The sequence below is a fragment of the Streptomyces sp. NPDC026062 genome (assembly GCF_055568375.1).
Genome location: NZ_JBVHOQ010000026.1, coordinates 53049 through 69853, shown reverse-complemented (window position 1 = coordinate 69853; position 16805 = coordinate 53049). Strand labels below are relative to the sequence as shown.

Sequence of the window (16805 nt, the reverse complement as noted above, 5' to 3'; positions counted from 1 at the left end):
CGGATCAGACCTGGACGCGGTCCTCGACGGCCTTGGCGATCTTGGCGATGGCGTCCTCGACCGGGATGCCGTTCTCCTGCGAACCGTCGCGGTAACGGAACGAGACGGCGCCGTTGGCCATGTCCTCGTCGCCCGCGATGATCATGAACGGCACCTTGGCCTTCTGGTGGTTCCTGATCTTCTTCTGCATCCGGTCGGACGAAGCGTCCACGTCGATGCGCAGGCCCTTCTTCCGCGCCGCCGCCGCGAACTCCTGAAGGTACGGGATGTGCGCGTCACCGATCGGGATGCCGACCGCCTGGACGGGCGCAAGCCACACCGGGAACGCACCCGCGTAGTGCTCGAGCAGCACGGCGAAGAAGCGCTCGATGGAGCCGAACAGGGCGCGGTGGATCATGACCGGGCGCTGCTTGGTGCCGTCCGGGCCGGTGTACTCCAGATCGAAGCGCTCCGGCAGGTTGAAGTCGAGCTGCACGGTCGACATCTGCCAGGTCCGGCCGATGGCGTCCCGCGCCTGCACCGAGATCTTCGGACCGTAGAACGCGGCGCCGCCCGGGTCCGGTACGAGGGGCAGGCCCTGCTTCTCGGCGACCTTCTGCAGGGTCTCCGTGGCCTCTTCCCAGGTCTCGTCCGAGCCGACGAACTTCTCCGGATCCTTGGTGGACAGCTCCAGGTAGAAGTCGGTCAGACCGTAGTCGCGGAGCAGGTTCAGGACGAAGGTCAGCGTCCGGTCCAGCTCCTCCGCCATCTGCTCCTTGGTGCAGTAGATGTGCGCGTCGTCCTGCGTGAAGCCGCGCGAGCGGGTCAGGCCGTGCACGACGCCCGACTTCTCGTACCGGTACACCGTGCCGAACTCGAAGAGGCGCAGCGGCAGTTCACGGTAGGAACGGCCGCGCGCGTCGAAGATCAGGTTGTGCATCGGGCAGTTCATCGGCTTGAGGTAGTAGTCCACCCCGTCGTCGAGCTGCATGGGCGGGTACATGCCGTCGGCGTACCAGTCCAGGTGGCCGGACTTCTCGAAGAGCTTGCCCTTGGTGGCGTGGGGCGAGTAGACGAACTCGTAGCCCTCCTCCTCGTGGCGCCGCCGCGAGTAGTCCTCCATGGCCCGGCGGATGACACCGCCCTTGGGGTGGAAGACGGCGAGACCGGGACCGATCTCGTCGGGGAAGGAGAAGAGGTCCAGCTCGTTGCCGAGCTTGCGGTGGTCGCGCTTGGCGGCCTCCTCCAGGAACTCCAGGTGCGCCTTCAGCTCGTCCTTGGTGGGCCAGGCGGTGCCGTAGATACGCTGGAGCATCGGGTTCTTCTCGCTGCCCCGCCAGTACGCCGCCGCGTTCCGCATCAGCTTGAAGGCCGGGATGAACCGGGTGGTCGGCAGGTGGGGACCGCGGCAGAGGTCCTTCCAGCACAGCTCGCCGGTCTTCGCGTCGAGGTTGTCGTAGATGGTCAGCTCGCCGCCGCCCACCTCGACGTCCGCGCCGTCGTCCGAGGAGGCGGAGCCCTTGATGCCGATGAGCTCCAGCTTGTACGGCTCGTCGGCGAGCTCCTCGCGGGCCGCCTCGTCCGTCACGACCCGGCGGGAGAACTTCTGGCCCCGCTTCTGGATCTCCTGCATCTTCTTCTCGATGGCCTTGAGGTCCTCGGGCGTGAACGGCTTCTCGACGTCGAAGTCGTAGTAGAAGCCGTCCTTGACCGGCGGGCCGATGCCGAGCTTGGCCTCGGGGTGCAGCTCCTGGACGGCTTGGGCCATCACGTGCGCGGTGGAGTGCCGCAGGATGTTGAGGCCGTCCTCGGAGGAGATCAGGACGGGCTCGACGGTCTCGCCGTCCTTGAGCTCGTACGCGAGGTCCTTCAGCTCACCGGCGATGCGGGCGGCGACGACGGTGCGCTCGCCGGGGAAGAGGTCGGCTGCCGTAGTGCCCGTCGTCACCACGCGCTCTTCCCGCTCGGAATCGCGTTGGATGGTCACACGGACGTCTGACACCGGTCTCTCCTGACTCAGGGGGTGCGCCGCATTTCCATGGCGGGCGCAAGGGGAATCGTACCGAGCCGACCGCCCCCTTCGCGAAATGGGCCGCCGCCACCCGCTACTCCCCCGTGCACGCCTCCTCGAAAGAGTCGACGTTCTCCTGGAGCGACTTCATCAGCCGGTCCCGTTCCTCCTCGTCCACCTGCACCGGAACGACCTGCGAGGCCCTGGTCAGGCGCCGGAAACCGCCCCGGCTCTCCAGCCTTCCCTCCACCCGCACGGGCAGCCCCACCAGGTGGGCCTGGCCCGCTATCCGGTACACCTCCTCGTCGAGCTCCAGCCTTAGGTGCGGCACCTCGGCGCCGGCCAGGACCCGCAGCCGTACGATTCCCGCCCCGCGCGGGCCCGAGCGGCGCAGGCGGACGACGGCACCGGTGATCCGTACCGTGACCGCGGGCTCGTCGCGAAGGTAGCGGGCGCCCGCCCGGCGCAGGGCCGGCAGGTCCCCCGGGGAGAACTCGACCGGCTCGGGGCGTGCCGGGCAGCCGTCGGGGGTTCCCGCGGCGGGCGCCCAGTCCAGGGCGATTCCGGCCCCCTCCGAGCCCCGGACGAGCGCGACGACGGCCTCGGTCAGCTCGCGGCTGACACCCGCCTCCACGGCGGCGTCGAAGGCGTCCATGCCGCCGGTGGCCCGTTCGTGGTCGACGGCCTCCCGGGCGGCGCGCAGGGCGTGGTGGAGGCGCACGGCGAGGGCGCGGCCCGCCTCGACGGGGACGAACGCCGTGAGCTCGCGGCCGCCCGGTGCGGGGCCGATGAGGACCGTGCCGAGTGCCGCCAGGGCGCGGCGGCGGTGGCGGGCGCCGTGGTAGCCGGCCCGGCCCCGGACGGCGAGCGCTCCGGCGAGCAGGATCTGACGGGCCGCGCCGTGCAGCTGCTCCGCACTGGTCCAGCCGGCCGCCCCGGCGGCTCCCGCGGCGGGTTCCGGCACATCGCGCCACCAGCGGATCTCGTCGCTGGGGACGGCGAGCGAGACGAGGACCTCGCGGGCGGAGGGCGCCGCGCTGCGGGCCAGGGCTGTCAGCGCCTCGGCCAGCAGGTCCTCGCTGTCGGGGAAGGCGGTGGTGTCGGGCACCAGGAGGCTGGTGGAGCCGGCGGACGGGCCGGGCGGGGTCCACCGGCTGTAGCGGCCGGCCGCCCCGCCGCGCCGCCGCCAGCCGTGCCGGGCGAGCAGGACGCCGAGGACCGCGGGATCGACGCGGGCCGGGTCGGGAAGGCCGCCGGCCGGTGAACCGGCGGGCCGGGGCCCCGCCCGTTCGCCCGGGAAGAGGCGGACGGCCGACGGGAACACTCGGTGGGCGGACTCATCCAGCGGCCGGTGCATCAGGGTCTCCCTCCAGCCCCGGCACGGGTCATGATCTCGCAGAGCGCCCGTCGTCGAAGAGGCGCGAGGTCGGGATCCGTACCGTGGTCCGGTTCCGGCCGGTCACGGCGTGACCGGCCGGGTTGGTCCAGTAACAGCAGTGCCGCAGGTCGAGGCGGTCGGGGCCGGCCCGCAGCCAGTCGTCCTGGCTGCGGGGCACGAGCATCACGACGAGGATCTTGTGCACGGAAACGGGGGTCCGGGCGAGCTTCACGAGGTGGGCGTTGTCGAGCGTGAAGGCGAAGGCCGGACCGGGCGGCCGGGGCGGGATCCGGTAGGTGCACTTCAGCTGGACCTTGATGGTCACCTCGTCGTCGACGACATGTCCGGGGGCGCCGTGGCTGACGTGCCAGTCGATGCCGTTGTCGGGGAAGGGCTGTGAGAGGGAGCACCCCGCCGCGGCCGCGACCGCGTGCAGGTAGCCCACCTGGAGGGTCTCCATACAGGCGGTGGTGGCGAGGGCGCCGCGCAGCGGTGCGGTCCGCTGGGACAGCAGCCCACTCGGTTCGGGCTGCGCGAGCGCCGTGGCTCCGTATGCCTTCCGGGCTGTGCCGATGAGCAGGTGGAACGCGACGGCATGTCAGCTTCCGTCCCCGTCACTTGTGTTGTCACCGCACAGGGTGTCCCCCAAACGGCGTATCAGGCAAAGGGTGCGGGTATCAGCGAACCGGGCAGAGGAATCTCGCCATCTGCCGCTCGGGCGCGAGGAGTTCGGGGATGACTCATTGGTACGAGGGGCCGCTGGCCGCTTTCGACACCGAGACGACAGGAGTGGACGTCGAGCAGGACCGTATCGTTTCGGCCGCGCTCGTCGTCCAGGACATTGCCGGCGGGCGGCCGCATGTCACCCGCTGGCTGGTGAACCCGGGGATCCCGGTGCCCGTGGGGGCGACGGAGATCCATGGCCTGACCGACGACCACTTGCAGCGCAACGGGCGATGGCCCGCGCCGGTGGTCGAGGAGATCGCCAGGGCGCTGGCCGAGCAGAGCGCGGCGGGCCGGCCGCTGGTCGTGATGAACGCCCCGTTCGATCTGACGCTGCTGGACCGGGAGCTGAAGCGGCACCGGGCGTCATCGCTCGCCGGATATCTGGAGAACACCTCGCTGTGTGTGCTGGACCCGCGGGTGCTCGACAAGCATCTGGACCGCTACCGCAAGGGCCGGCGGACCCTCACGGATCTCTGCGAGCTGTACGGGGTGGTGCTGGACGGCGCCCACGACGCGGCGGCCGACGCGGCCGCGTCGCTGGAGCTGGTCCGGGCGGTGGGGCGGCGCTTCGCCACCCGTCTGGGGCGGCTGTCACCGGCGGAACTGCACACGCTCCAGGCGGTGTGGCACGCGGCCCAGGCGCGTGGCCTGCAGGCCTGGTTCGCCCGGAGCGGCACGCCGGAGACGGTCGATCCGGCCTGGCCGCTCCGTCCGGAGCTGCGCACAGCGGCGTGAGCGGCGCGGAGAGGTTCGCGCCCGGACACGCAGAGGCCGGTCCGTCGGTGATGCTGACGGACCGGCCTCTCCCGGGGTGGGCGATACTGGGTTCGAACCAGTGACCTCTTCGGTGTGAACGAAGCGCTCTCCCACTGAGCTAATCGCCCGGGAACGGGTTGAACAATACAGGGCCCGGCGGGTGTGGTTCAAACCGCTCCAGGCCGAGCCGCGCCACCACGCCACCCGGCCCCCGTCATCAGGGCGCGACAGGACCGGAAAGCGGGCCGTCCCGGCACCGGCCGGGCAGGGCCGGGAGGACCGGACACCGGCAGATCGGCGACGGCTCCGGCCCGAGGCCGCTGTCCGCGGTCCCGGTCAAGGGCTCCGTCCCAAGGTCCCGGTCCACGGCCGCAGTCCGCAGTCCCGGTCGAAGGATCCGGCCCAGGGCGCCGGCCCGTGGCGCCCGTCAAAGGCCCCGGCCCGGCACCCCATGATGTGCGTACTCAGCCGGAGATCTGAGTACGTGTGCGCATACCCGTTCGCATGGCCCGCACCACACTCGCCTCCATGGAACATGTGCCGCCACCCGCCGAGGAACTGGTCATCCTCGACCGTGAGCTCGCCCGGCTCGATCTGCGCCGCGCCCAGCTGCTGACCCGCCGCACCTGGCTGCTGAGCGTGCTGCGGGCACCCGGCCCCCGGCCGGCCGCGCCGCACGCGCCGCAATTCCCGCCCCCTGCGGCCGGCGCCCCCGCCCCCGCCGGGGCGCCGTTCGCCCCGCCCGCTCCCCCGGCCCGTACCCGTAGTACGCAGAACGTGCTGCTCGTCCTCGGCGGTCTGCTGCTGACGATCGCCGCGATCGCGTTCACTCTGGTCAGCTGGGGTGAGATGGGCATCGGCGGCCGTTCGGCGGTCCTGACGGCCGTCACGGTCGCGGCCCTGGCCGTGCCCGCGACGCTCCTTCGGCGGGGCCTGTCCGCGACGGCCGAGGCGCTCGCGGCGCTGGCGTCGGTGCTGATGGTGCTGGACGCCTTCGCCCTGTACCTGGTCGCGGTTCCGGAAACCGGCGCGCTCGGGTACGCGGCGGCCGCCTCGGCCGTGCTGACGGTGCTCTGGGCGGCCTACGGTCTGCTGCTGGGCCGGCTGCGGCTGCCGCTGCCCCTGGCCGTGGTCAGCGCCCAGTTGCCGCTGGTGCTGTGGGCGTGGGCCGGGGAGGCGGACGCCCTGGTGTTCGCTGCCGCGCTGCTGGCGACTGCGGCGCTGGACTGTGTGATCGCGGTGCGGTTCAAGGGGGTTGCCGTCCGGGTCACGGCCTGTGCCGGGCTCTGTGTCACCGGTGGTGCGGGGCTGCTGGTGGCCCTGGTGAAGTCGGTGTCGGCCGAGGGGCCGACGGGTGCGGTAGTGCCGGGGGCGTTGCTGCTGGGTGGTGCGGTGATCGCTCTCGCGGGTGCCCGGCGGGCGCCGGCGGCTCTCGCGGGCGCCGGTGGTGCGGTGGCCGGGCTGGCCGCCGTCGCAGCGGTGGGCGGGATCCTGACCGCGGGGCTGACCCGCGGCTGGGCGGTGCCGGTGTATCTGGTCTGCGGCGGGCTGCTGTTGCTGGGGGTACGGGCTCCGCTGGGGCGTCCGGCCGTGCGGGGGCTGGTGTGGGCGGCGGGTTCGGTGACGGTCGCGTCGGTGCTCTTCTCGGCCGCTCCGGTCGCGGTGGTGCTGGTGGGTCCGGTGACTCAGCTGGGCCGGTTGTGGTCGGGGGCGCCGGGCCCGGGGATCCGGGGGGCGCTGGGGGCCTCGGAGCTGCCGTGGCGGGAGATGGCGACGGCTCCGGTGGTGCTGCTGACGGTGGCCGCGGCGCTCACGGCCGCGTACCGGTCGTGGGAGGCCGTGGCGCGGTGGGCGGGGCCGGTGCTCGCGCCCGGTCCCGTTGCGCGGAAGGCCGTTGCGACGTCGGCGGTACTGACCGGCTGGGCGGGGCTGACGGTACTGCCGCCCGCGCTGGACGTCTCGTACACGGCGGGTGTCTCGCTGCAGTGGGTGCTCGTCGCGGCGGTGCTGATCCTCGCGTGGGGCGCGTTGCGCCGCGGGATGAAGGGTACGGCGATGGGCGCGTGCGTGTGCGCGACGGCCGGCGCGGTGGATGTGGCGTTGCTGTCGCTGGGTTCGGAGCCCGCCACCTATGCGGTGTTCGGGGCGCTGTCGCTGTTGTTCGCGGGCGCCGCGACGGCGCTGGAGACGCCCGGGGAACCGTCGCGTTCCTCGGTCTCCGCGACCGCGCAGGCGGTGTCGGCGTGCGCGGCGGTGGCCTGCGCCGCGGTCCTCGCTGCCGCCTTCGGCGCGTCGATGGGGCTCACGGTGTACGAGGCGGCGCCCGTGCTGCTCCTCGTCCCCGCCGTGACCGCCGTGCTGGGTGCGCGGCTGAAGGGGCACCCGGTGGCGCTGCCGCTCGAACTGACCGGCGCGGCAGTGGGCCTCGCCTCGGTCGTGGCGGCCCTGGAGGACCCGCCGTTCCTGGCTCTGGTGCTGGCTCTCTGCGGGGTGCTGGCGGCGGGTACGGCGCTGCGCCCGGAGCGCCGGCAGACGGCAGGCGGTCTGGCGACCGCGCTGTTCGTCCTGGCCTCCTGGGTGCGGCTGTCGGCGTCCGGGGTGACGTCCCCGGAGGCGTACACGCTGCCGGTGACCGTTCCGGCGCTGGTGATCGGTGCGCTGCGCCGCCGTCGCGATCCCGCGGCGTCCTCGTGGACCGCGTACGGGGCGGGTCTGGCGGTGACGCTGGTACCGGCGCTCTTCGCCGCCTGGGCCGACCCGCACTGGCTGCGGCCCCTGCTGCTCGGCGTGGCGGCGCTGGTGATCACGCTGCTGGGGGCCCGGCTGCGGCTCCAGGCGCTGCTGGTGCTGGGCGGTGCGGTGCTGGCGCTGGACTCGCTGCACGAACTGGCGCCGTATGTGGTGCAGGTGGTGGGTGCGATGCCGCGCTGGGTGGCACCGGCGCTGGCCGGGGTGCTGCTGCTGGCGGTGGGGGCCACGTACGAGAAGCGGCTGCGTGATGCCCGGCGGCTGCGGGACGCCCTGGGCCGGATGCGGTGACCTGCCGCATGCCGGCCCGGGGCGCCCTCACGGGCCTCAGGCCGGCATGTGGTCACCGACCAGGGCGAGGTTCTCGATGGCGGCGAGTCCGTACAGGGCGGTGTCGTTGGTGTAGACCCAGTTGGCCTCGCTGCCGGGGACGGTGGTGACCGGGCCGCTCACCTTCTCGGTCTTCCAGGGGGCGGATTCCTGGTAGCCGTCGCTGTTGTAGAACTTCTCCCAGGCGCGGGCGGCGAGCTTCTCGTCGCCCGTCTGCACGGCTGCGTAGGCGTCCATCCGGGAGTGGCCCTGGAAGAGGAGCAGGGTGCCGAAGTTGGAGCCGTAGCGGGCTGCCTGCTCGGTCTTGCTCGCGTTGAAGTAGCGGCAGTAGTCGAGGTACGCCTCCTTGAACTCCGGCATGTCGACCAGGCCGATGAGTTCGGCGCACAGTTCGTTGAGTCCGAAGACTCCGGACAGGTGGGAGACGCTGACGACGGGTTCGGTGGCGACGGCGAACCTGCCGGTGTCCAGGTCGTAGAGGCCGCTGCCCTGGACGAATCCGTTGGGCTGGGCGGCGATGGTCTCCATGGTGCCGAGCACCCGGGCCCTGGCCTTCTCGGCCTGCGGCCCGCCGCGTTCCCATTCGGTGAGCCAGGCCGAGACGAGTCCGCTCCAGTCGGTGCCGAAGCCGATGGACAGGGCGTGCCGGTCCGGGGTGTAGGGCTCGGTGCGGATCTTGCGGAGGGGATCCAGGCCGAGGAAGGTCTCGTCGGAGTCGACGTTGGCGCGCATCAGGTCGCCGACGCGTTCGTCCGCCGTGAGGAAGTAGTAGAAGCGTCGGTAGGTGGTGTTGGCGATGCGCTGCTGCTTGGCGCTGTCGGCGTAGTGCTGGACGCCGTGGCGGGTACCGAGGCCGGCCCATTCGCCCAGGTGGTAGACGTCGACCTCGCCGGTATGGCGGGTCATGGCCTCGGCGAAGCGGAAGATGTCGGCGCGTCCGGAGCGCAGATAGGCGTACCAGAGCCAGAGGTCGGGCGAGAGTTCGGAGTTGTCCCAGGCGTAGCCGCCGACGTCGTAGCGCCACTGGTGCCGGGCGGGGTCGTAGGAGTGCATGATGTCGCCGTAGTCCCAGAAGCCGTACCAGCGGCGCATCTCGACCTGGTCCTTGTAGTACGTGAACAGGAAGTCCAGGTGGTCCTCGATCTTCGCCTTGGCGGGGGTCGAGCGGTCGACCGGGGAGAAGAGTCCGCCGAAGACGCCGGCGCCGATCAGCTGGGACGGCGGCGCCACGAGCTGCGGGAGGGTGCGCACGGTGCGGGTCTGCTGGGCGAGGGCCTCGGCGCTGGGGGTGGAGTCGTTGGCCCAGAAGACGAGTTCGCTGGTGCGGGCGATGCCGTACGGGGTGCCGAAGCCGGGCTCGTAGTCCTCGTAGGTGATGTTGAGGCCTTCGAGCTGTTCGGCGAAGGTGTCCTGGCCCAGGCCGTCGTGGTAGAAGCGCAGGTCCATCGGTTCGGCCTCGGGCGACCAGAGCCAGAGGGTGACTTCGGCGGCGTCGGTGTCGGCGCCGCGGATGTCGAGCTGCGCGGGGAACTTCTCCCAGAAGTCGCGCAGCCCGAAGGAGAGTCCGCCGCTCGCGCCGCCCACGTAACCGAAGCCGGAGGCCCGCCGGCCGCCACCCGCGGCGATCCAGCCGTGGCCCTTCTTGGTGCGCTTGCGCAGCGCGAAGCCGTCGGCGGAGAGCTGGCTGAGGGTGTAGTCGCCCCAGGTGGGGATGAGCGGGAGGCGGGTGGTGACGCGCTGGTCCCAGGTGGCGGGGTCGGGCAGCTTGGTGCCCTCGAACTGGGCGGCCTGGACGGCCGCTCCCGGGTCGCGGCGCAGTCCGGTGATGCCCTTGACGGCTTCGCGGAGCATTCCGGACTCGTCGCCGCCGATGCGGATGTGGCGGTCGTACGTCTCGTCGCGCATCGGGACGGTGAAACGGACTCCGAGGCCGCGGATGAAGTCGCCGCTCGCCTTGCCGGGTTCCTGGGTGCCGTCGAAGGTGATGGTGTGCATCATGCGGAACGATTCCGCGCCCGCGTAGAAGTACAGCCGGACGGTGAAGGGGAGCCAGGAGCGGTTGCCGCGGCGGTGTTTGCCGTCGATGCGGACGACGGCGCGGACCGGCCCGCTCTGTTCCACCTCGGTCGTGCCGATGACGCTCTCGAAGCGTTCGTACTTCTCCTGCCCCTGGTCGCCGTCCTCGATCTCGCCCTGGCGGATCAGGACGAGGCGGCCGTCCTTGGCGATCTCGGTGGAGCCTCGGGTGAGGGAGGTGACGAGCGAGGAGCCGGTCTTGCCGATCTTCGCGGTGATGATCCCGGTGGAGACGGTGACCGAGCCGCCGCTGTTCCTGACGGTGACCTTGTGGGCGGCGGTGGCGGGTTCGCCGGTGGTGAGGGTGAACTTCCTGGCGCCGCCGGCTTCGGGGCCGACCGCGTGGGCGGTCCACTTGAGCGAGCCGTCGGGCCACTTGGCGGTGGCCCAGGTCTGGACGGGAACGTCCTTGCCGTCGGCGGTGGCGAGGGCGAACTTCTGGTCGGCGGGGTAACGCCCCTTGGCCCAGGGGACGCCGAAGGTGGAGCCGGGCGCGGCGCCCAGGCCGTCCTCCTCCAGCCAGCCGATCTCGACGGGGCCCTCGTCGGCCTTGCCGGTGGCGGCGGCTGCCTGCTGGGCGGTGTCGTTCAACGCCCAGGAGAAGGTGGTGGCCGCACCGGCTACGGCGGCGGCCTTGAGGACGGTGCGGCGGGGGATCGGGGACATCACGACTCCAGTTCGTGGCGAAACGGGCATGACTGATCGCACGCTGACGCGTGGTGGGAGGTGGTTCGGCAGGCGGTTCCGGCCGTCGGTCAGCGACGGTCGGCGGCGACGGCCGCCGCGGCGAGACAGCCGAGGGCGGGTGCGGCCAGGGGAGGAATCTGCCAGGCGGCGAGGGCCAGGGCGACGAATCCGCCGACGAGCAGGAGTGATCCCGCCGGGTCGGTGAAGGTCCGGCGGCCCGCGGCCCGCGCGGTGGCCGTCCAGGGTGTGCCGGGCCGCCAGGCGGCAGCCGTACGCAGTCCCCAGACGGCCACGGCCGGCAGTCCGAGCAGACTCACGGCGATGAGGGGACGGCCGCCCGGCAGCAGGCCGGACCGGGCGACCTGCCAGTCGAAGGCGAGCAGCGCGAGCGCCGCCCACCAGAGCAGGGAGATCCGCCAGCCACTGCGGAACGCCTCCCGCACATCGGCGGCGAACTCCCGCACCCCGCCCGCCTCCCCGGCCAGATACCGGCGCAGGTGCCGGCTCCCCGCGGCGAACGCCGCGGGGAACGTGACCAGGGGCAGGGCGGCGACGGTGATCCACACGCCGGTGAGCAGGCATTCGGAGAAGACGCTGAATCGCTCCCGGACGAAGGAGGTCCTGGGTGCGGTGCGGGATGTGGTCGCCACGGGGTGCTCAGCCCTTCAGGCCGGAGGTGGCCATGCCGTCGATGAGGTAGCGCTGGAAGGCCAGGAAGAAGGCGAGTACCGGGAGCAGAGCCACCAGTGACATCGCGATCATGCCGCCGTAGTCGGCGACGGCGTCCTGGTCGATGAACATCCGCAGCCCCATCGAGACGGTGTACTTGTCCGGCTCGTTGAGATAGAGCAACGGGCCCATGAAGTCGTTCCAGGCCTGGATGAAGGTGAAGATGGCGCTGGTGATGAGCGCGGGCCGGCACAGCGGCATCACGATCGACCAGTAGATCCGCAGGTGCCCGCAGCCGTCGAGCCGGGCGGCCTCGTCGAGTTCCTTGGGCAGTCCGCGCATGAACTGGACCATCAGGAAGACGAAGAACGCGTCGGTGGCGAGGTACTTGCCGATCAGCAGCGGAGTGAAGGTGTTGATCAGCTCCAGCTTCTGGAACATCACGTACTGCGGAATGATCAGTACGTGGTACGGGAGCAGCAGCGTCCCGATCATGACGGCGAACATGGCGTTGCGCCCGGCGAAGCGGACCTTGGTGAAGGCGTACGCCGTGAGCGAGCAGGAGATGACGACGCCGATCACGGAACCGACCGAGATGTAGGCCGAGTTCAGGAAGAACTTCCAGATGGGGATGTCGGCGATGCCGTCGGCGAGCCGCCGGTAGTTGTCGGTGATCGGGTCGGCCGGGAAGAGGTTCAGCGCGCCGACGATGTCCCCGCTCGGCTTGAACGAGGCACCGATCGTCCACACCACCGGGTACAGGACCACCACGAGGATGGCGAGGGCGCCGATGTGCCAGGCGAGGGAGCCGGGCAGCCGGCGTCGTACGGCAGTGGTGTCCATCGGGGTCATCGGCCCCCCTCCTCGTAGTGCACCCAGCGCTTCTGGGACCAGAACAGCACGGCGGTGACCAGGCCCACGGCGACGAGCAGCAGCCATGCCATGGCGGAGGCGAAGCCCATCCGGCTGTTCGCGAAGCCCTGGTCGTACAGGTAACAGGTGTAGACGAGCGTGGCGTCGGCCGGGCCGCAGCTGCCGTTGCTGACGATGTAGGCCGATCCGAAGATCTGGAAGGAGTGGATGGTCTCCAGCAGCACGTTGAAGAACAGCACCGGCGAGATCATCGGCAGGGTGATGTTGAAGAACTTGCGCCAGGGACCGGCCCCGTCCACCTCGGCCGCCTCGTACAGCTCCCTGGGGACCTGCTTGAGACCCGCCAGGAAGATCACCATCGGGGCGCCGAACTGCCAGACCGTGAGGCCCACCAGCGCATAGATGATCATGTCCGGATCGCCGATCCAGCCGCCCGCGTCGATGCCGAACAGCTGCTGCCCCCGGTCGACGACGGCGTCGTCGGAGAACAGGGCGCGCCAGACGATGGCGGCCGATACGCTCGCGCCGATCAGCGACGGGGCGTAGAACGCGGCCCGGTAGAAGGACTGTCCCCAGCGCTTCTGGGCCAGCAGCATCGCCACGGCGAGTGCGGCGGCCAGCTTGATCGGGGTGCCGATCACCACGTACCAGGAGGTCACCTTGACCGACTGGCGCCAGCGGGGGTCGGCGAACATGTCGGTGAAGTTCTGCAGTCCGACCCACTTCGGGGCGTCGAACAGGTTGTAGTCGGTGAACGCGAGGTACAGCGAGAAGACCATGGGCCCGGCGATCAGGAACAGGAAGCCCGCGATCCAGGGCGACATGAAGAGATAGCCGGTCAGATTCTCGCGGTGGCCCCGCGGTCGCGGAGCGGGGCGGGTCCTGGGCCCCGGGCCGCTCGGCCCCACGGCGGCAAGGTCCTTGTCGAGGACCGGGCCGCTCGTGGAGGTCTGGATGTGAGTCACCGCGTCTTCCTCTCAGTTCGAGGCGAGGGCGGTCTTCGCCTCGGAGAAGAACTGCTTGACGGAGTCCTCCGGCGAGGCCTTGCCCAGGGACATGTCGCCGCCGATGCGCAGGAACGCGGCCTCGACAACGTCGGCACCGGCCGGGTGCGGGGTGATGGGCTCCAGCACACCCGCCTTGGCGATCTCGGTCTCGTACGCGCCGATCGCCTTGCTCGGGGCGTCGGTGGGCTGGTAGGCCTCGAACTGCGCGGTGGTGGCGGGGACTCCCCGGTCGTAGCCCATGATGCGGGCGACGGCGGGGTCGTGGGTCATGAAGCTGATGAAGGTCGCGACCTCGGCGGGGTGCTTGGTACGGGCGGTGCCGCTGAGCATCAGCGAACCGAGGTACTGGCCGGTCTTCTTGCCGTCGGTGCTCGGGATGGGCGCGAGGCTGTAGCTGCTCTTGCCCTCCGCGCTGTAGCGGACGGAGAAGTTGTCCCAGGTGAACTCGCCGGCCGAGAGGCCCTTGGCGAGCGCGGAGGCGGGCTTGATCTGCTCGACCTTCTTCTGGTCGGCGTAGATACCGGCCTTGACCCGGGCGAGCGCCTCGGTCCAGTACGGCAGCAGTTCGGCCTCGCCGAAGCCCATCCCCTCCTCGGTGAAGAACGCCTTGCCGTTCTGGCGGAGGATCAGGTCGTACAGGTACATGACGCCGTGCGGGCCGGAGTCGCCGGCTATGCCCTGGCCGGACTTGATCTTCCTCAGACCCGCGTACCAGTCGTCCCAGGTCCAGCCGAGGCTGTGGTCGACGCCGGCCTTCTCGAAGACCTTCTCGTCGATGACCAGGGCCATCGAGTTGCTGCCGACCGGTACGCCGAGCAGCTTGCCGTCGATCTCGGCGAACTTCTCCAGACCGGCGCGGAAGCCCTCGAGCTTGAGGTTGCCCTTCTTCGCCTGCGGGTTGAGGTCGAGCAGGACGTTCTTCGCCTCGTACTTGCGCAGGAAGGTCACCGCGTTCTGGATGACGTCCGGCGGGTTGCCGCCGGCGGCCTGGGTGTTGAACTTCTTCCAGAAGTCCGCGTACTGCTGGAAGTCCGTCTTCACCTTGATCTTCGGGTGCTTCTTCTCGAAGAGCGTGACGCACTCCTGGACCTTCTTCGCCCGGTCGTCGGCGCCCCACCAGGCATGCCGGATGGTGACCGGCCCGTTGGAGCCGCCGCCCGAGCCGCAGCCGGCCGCGGTCAGCCCGAGACCGGCAGCCGAGAAGCCCGCGAGCTTCAGCATCTGCCGCCGGTCCATGCCCTGGTTCCGAGACATAGTTCGCCCCTACGCTTGATTGAATCGTTTTAGAAAGCGCTTGCCGGGTCAAAGTAAGGAGCGGCACCGGCGACGTCAACAGTTGGGACGAAAATCGGTCGAAGCGCTTGAACGGCGCACACGAAAACGCCGACGGCCCGGAAGCTTCGGAAAGCTTCCGGGCCGTCGGTCCGGGGTGGGCGATACTGGGTTCGAACCAGTGACCTCTTCGGTGTGAACGAAGCGCTCTCCCACTGAGCTAATCGCCCCGGGCGCACGCCAAACATTACCCCATGTCAGCGGCGCCCCCCGACCATCCCCGGGTCACTCGTTGATCTTCCACGGCATGACGATTCCGAACTTCCACAGATAGATCCCCACCAGCACCGCGATGATCACGAGGCCGATCACCGTGAGCGCGATGTTGCGCCGCCTCACCTTGGGATCGAGGGCGCGCTGGGCGGCCTCGGTGACCTTCCGGCGCGTCCAGCGCAGCACCAGCTGGGCCCAGACGAACTCGGTCGCCCAGATCGCCATGCCCCCGAAGATCACCAGCCAGCCGGGGCCCGGCAGCGGCAGCATGACGATCCCGGCCGCCACGACGACCAGGCCGACCACGAACACACCGACCTGCCAGCTCAGGTGCAGCGTCCTGGACGCCTTGATGAACCCGGGGGCCCTGGAGCCGAGCTCCCGCTCCTCCTTCGCCACCCCCTCCGTGACGTCCCCCGTCACGCTCCCGCGCGCTTCCCCCGTCGCGGATGCCGGATCCGCCGGTGCGGCAGCTCCGTCCCGCTCGTCACTCTCCGCATTCATGGGTGCCAACCTACCGGAACGCTCCTCGTCACTGGAATGGCCGCATAACTCAAAGTTACACACCGCTGTACGAGCTACCCGAAGGATCACAAAACGGTCAGAGGGGTTTACAACGACACCGTAGGTGGCATGTCGATTTCGCCGACGTGCGAATCCCCGAGCGCACACTGAGCGAAAGGCCCTGGCGCTTATGAACACCACGGTCAGCTGCGAGCTGCACCTGCGCCTCGTTGTGTCGAGCGAGTCCTCACTGCCTGTACCCGCGGGCCTGCGGTATGACACGGCCGATCCGTATGCCGTGCACGCCACCTTCCACACCGGAGCGGAGGAAACGGTCGAGTGGGTATTCGCCCGCGACCTCCTTGCCGAGGGGCTGCACAGGCCCACCGGCACCGGAGACGTCCGCGTCTGGCCATCCCGTAGTCACGGCCAGGGCGTCGCCTGTATCGCACTGAGCTCCCCAGAGGGCGAAGCCTTGCTGGAGGCCCCTGCGCGGGCCCTGGAGTCGTTCCTGAAAAGGACCGACGCCGCGGTACCGCCAGGGACCGAGCATCGTCACTTCGATCTCGATACGGAGCTCTCACACATCCTGGCCGAGAGCTGAGCCAGGCCGAGAGCGCAACGGCGCCGTCGACTCGGGGAGACGGCGCCGCACGGACAACCTCATAGGGCTGACACCGGCGCCGTCATCACGGAATCCACCGTGGTGACGGCGCCGGTCCGCGTTCCCTCCGTCCCCCGCCGGCACCCTCCACAGGCCCGCCAGGTGCCCCGTGGAGCCTTTCCGTGTCCGCGCCGGGGTCAGGGGAGCCCCCTCGGGCGGCAACGCGCCCCAGGGGCCCCTGATGACCCTCACGTCCCGATGCGTCAGGACCCTGCCAGTAGAGTCAGCGGGCATCGGCGGGCGTCCTGCCTGCCGGAGGCCAGGGAGCGGAAGCGTGCTGATCCCCCACGACACCCGGATCGCCCTCGAAACGGTGGTCGATCTGGTGAACACCGCGCCGGAGAGCGAGCGGCCCGAGGGCTGCTCGCCCGTCGACGGACTCGCCGGCATCGAGGCGCTGTACGCGTTCGCCCGGCGCCACCGGGTGAGCGGCGTGAACGAGCTCGACGAGAAGGACCTGCGCGCCGTCCACGCCGTACGGGCGCGGTTCGCCGATGTCTTCGCCGCGGCCGACGCACAGGTCGCCGCCTCACTCGTCAACGCGCTCGTGGCCGCCGCGGGCACCACACCACAGCTCAGCAACCACGACGGCTACGACTGGCACGTGCACTACTTCGCGCCGGACGCCTCGCTCGCCGACCACCTGGCGGCCGACTGCGGCATGGCTCTCGCCTTCATCATCGTGGCGGGCGAGACGGAGCGGCTGCGGCGCTGCGAGGCGCCGGACTGCCGGCACGCCTTCGTCGACCTCTCGCGCAACCGTTCCCGCCGCTACTGCTCCAGCCGCACCTGCGGCAACCGCTTGCACGTCGCCGCGTACCGGGCACGCCGCAGAGAAGCGGCCGACTGACG

The 16805-nt window shown here is 70.6% G+C and carries 12 protein-coding genes, 2 tRNA genes and 1 pseudogene; 4 read left to right on the top strand and 11 right to left on the bottom strand.

The features are described from left to right. Nucleotides 1-4: 4 nt before the first annotated feature. From thrS to ACZ4LX_RS23420, 3 genes and pseudogenes are all read right to left on the bottom strand, one after another. Nucleotides 5-1981: a threonine--tRNA ligase gene (gene thrS / locus ACZ4LX_RS23430; RefSeq protein ID WP_467648341.1), complete on the bottom strand. Its 1977-nt coding sequence runs from the start codon at nt 1979-1981 to the stop codon at nt 5-7. Nucleotides 1982-2084: 103 nt separating this feature from the next. After that, nucleotides 2085-3347 carry a hypothetical protein gene (locus tag ACZ4LX_RS23425; RefSeq protein ID WP_467648338.1) on the bottom strand — a complete coding sequence of 421 codons (1263 nt, stop codon included), beginning with the start codon at nt 3345-3347 and terminating at the stop codon, nt 2085-2087. After that, nucleotides 3347-3942: pseudogene (locus tag ACZ4LX_RS23420) on the bottom strand (DUF4365 domain-containing protein). Before ACZ4LX_RS23420 ends, ACZ4LX_RS23425 begins: the two are co-directional and overlap by 1 nt. 161 nt (nt 3943-4103) lie before the next feature. On the opposite strand from ACZ4LX_RS23420, the gene ACZ4LX_RS23415 reads away from it, so the two are divergent. Beyond that, entirely contained in the window at nt 4104-4829 is a 726-nt protein-coding gene (locus tag ACZ4LX_RS23415; protein WP_467648335.1) for an exonuclease domain-containing protein, read from the top strand. Nucleotides 4830-4906: 77 nt separating this feature from the next. Here ACZ4LX_RS23415 and ACZ4LX_RS23410 read toward each other — a convergent pair. Next, a tRNA-Val gene (locus ACZ4LX_RS23410) sits at nt 4907-4978 on the bottom strand. A gap of 376 nt (nt 4979-5354) precedes the next feature. On the opposite strand from ACZ4LX_RS23410, the gene ACZ4LX_RS23405 reads away from it, so the two are divergent. After that, nucleotides 5355-7889, top strand: a complete 2535-nt coding sequence (locus tag ACZ4LX_RS23405; protein ID WP_467648332.1) for an SCO7613 C-terminal domain-containing membrane protein — start codon at nt 5355-5357, stop codon at nt 7887-7889. A gap of 36 nt (nt 7890-7925) precedes the next feature. Here ACZ4LX_RS23405 and ACZ4LX_RS23400 read toward each other — a convergent pair whose 3' ends face one another. The 7 genes from ACZ4LX_RS23400 to ACZ4LX_RS23370 all read right to left on the bottom strand — a co-directional run bounded on the left by ACZ4LX_RS23400 (nt 7926) and on the right by ACZ4LX_RS23370 (nt 15289). Next, nucleotides 7926-10670 (bottom strand): exo-rhamnogalacturonan lyase family protein, encoded by a 2745-nt coding sequence (locus ACZ4LX_RS23400; RefSeq protein WP_467648329.1) that lies wholly within the window; start codon nt 10668-10670, stop codon nt 7926-7928. 89 nt (nt 10671-10759) lie between these two features. Further along, nucleotides 10760-11341 (bottom strand): DUF624 domain-containing protein, encoded by a 582-nt coding sequence (locus ACZ4LX_RS23395; protein ID WP_467648327.1) that lies wholly within the window; start codon nt 11339-11341, stop codon nt 10760-10762. Nucleotides 11342-11348: 7 nt separating this feature from the next. Next, entirely contained in the window at nt 11349-12212 is an 864-nt protein-coding gene (locus ACZ4LX_RS23390) for a carbohydrate ABC transporter permease (protein WP_467648324.1), read from the bottom strand. Further along, nucleotides 12209-13141, bottom strand: coding sequence for a carbohydrate ABC transporter permease (locus ACZ4LX_RS23385; protein ID WP_467648516.1), 933 nt, complete (start codon nt 13139-13141; stop codon nt 12209-12211). The genes ACZ4LX_RS23390 and ACZ4LX_RS23385 overlap by 4 nt, the downstream gene beginning before the upstream one ends. A gap of 69 nt (nt 13142-13210) precedes the next feature. Next, nucleotides 13211-14494, bottom strand: coding sequence for an ABC transporter substrate-binding protein (locus tag ACZ4LX_RS23380; protein ID WP_467648321.1), 1284 nt, complete (start codon nt 14492-14494; stop codon nt 13211-13213). A 176-nt stretch (nt 14495-14670) separates the two neighbouring features. Further along, nucleotides 14671-14742: transfer RNA gene (locus ACZ4LX_RS23375), tRNA-Val, on the bottom strand. A 55-nt stretch (nt 14743-14797) separates the two neighbouring features. Then, nucleotides 14798-15289, bottom strand: coding sequence for a TIGR02611 family protein (locus tag ACZ4LX_RS23370; RefSeq protein WP_467648317.1), 492 nt, complete (start codon nt 15287-15289; stop codon nt 14798-14800). A gap of 190 nt (nt 15290-15479) precedes the next feature. Here ACZ4LX_RS23370 and ACZ4LX_RS23365 point away from each other — a divergent pair, with 190 nt between their 5' ends. Continuing rightward, the gene (locus ACZ4LX_RS23365; protein WP_016905455.1) at nt 15480-15893 is read left to right on the top strand and encodes an SsgA family sporulation/cell division regulator; all 414 of its coding nucleotides are present in this window, start codon (nt 15480-15482) and stop codon (nt 15891-15893) included. Between the two features lie 334 nt (nt 15894-16227). Then, nucleotides 16228-16803: a CGNR zinc finger domain-containing protein gene (locus tag ACZ4LX_RS23360; RefSeq protein WP_467648313.1), complete on the top strand. Its 576-nt coding sequence runs from the start codon at nt 16228-16230 to the stop codon at nt 16801-16803. Nucleotides 16804-16805 lie beyond the last annotated feature (2 nt).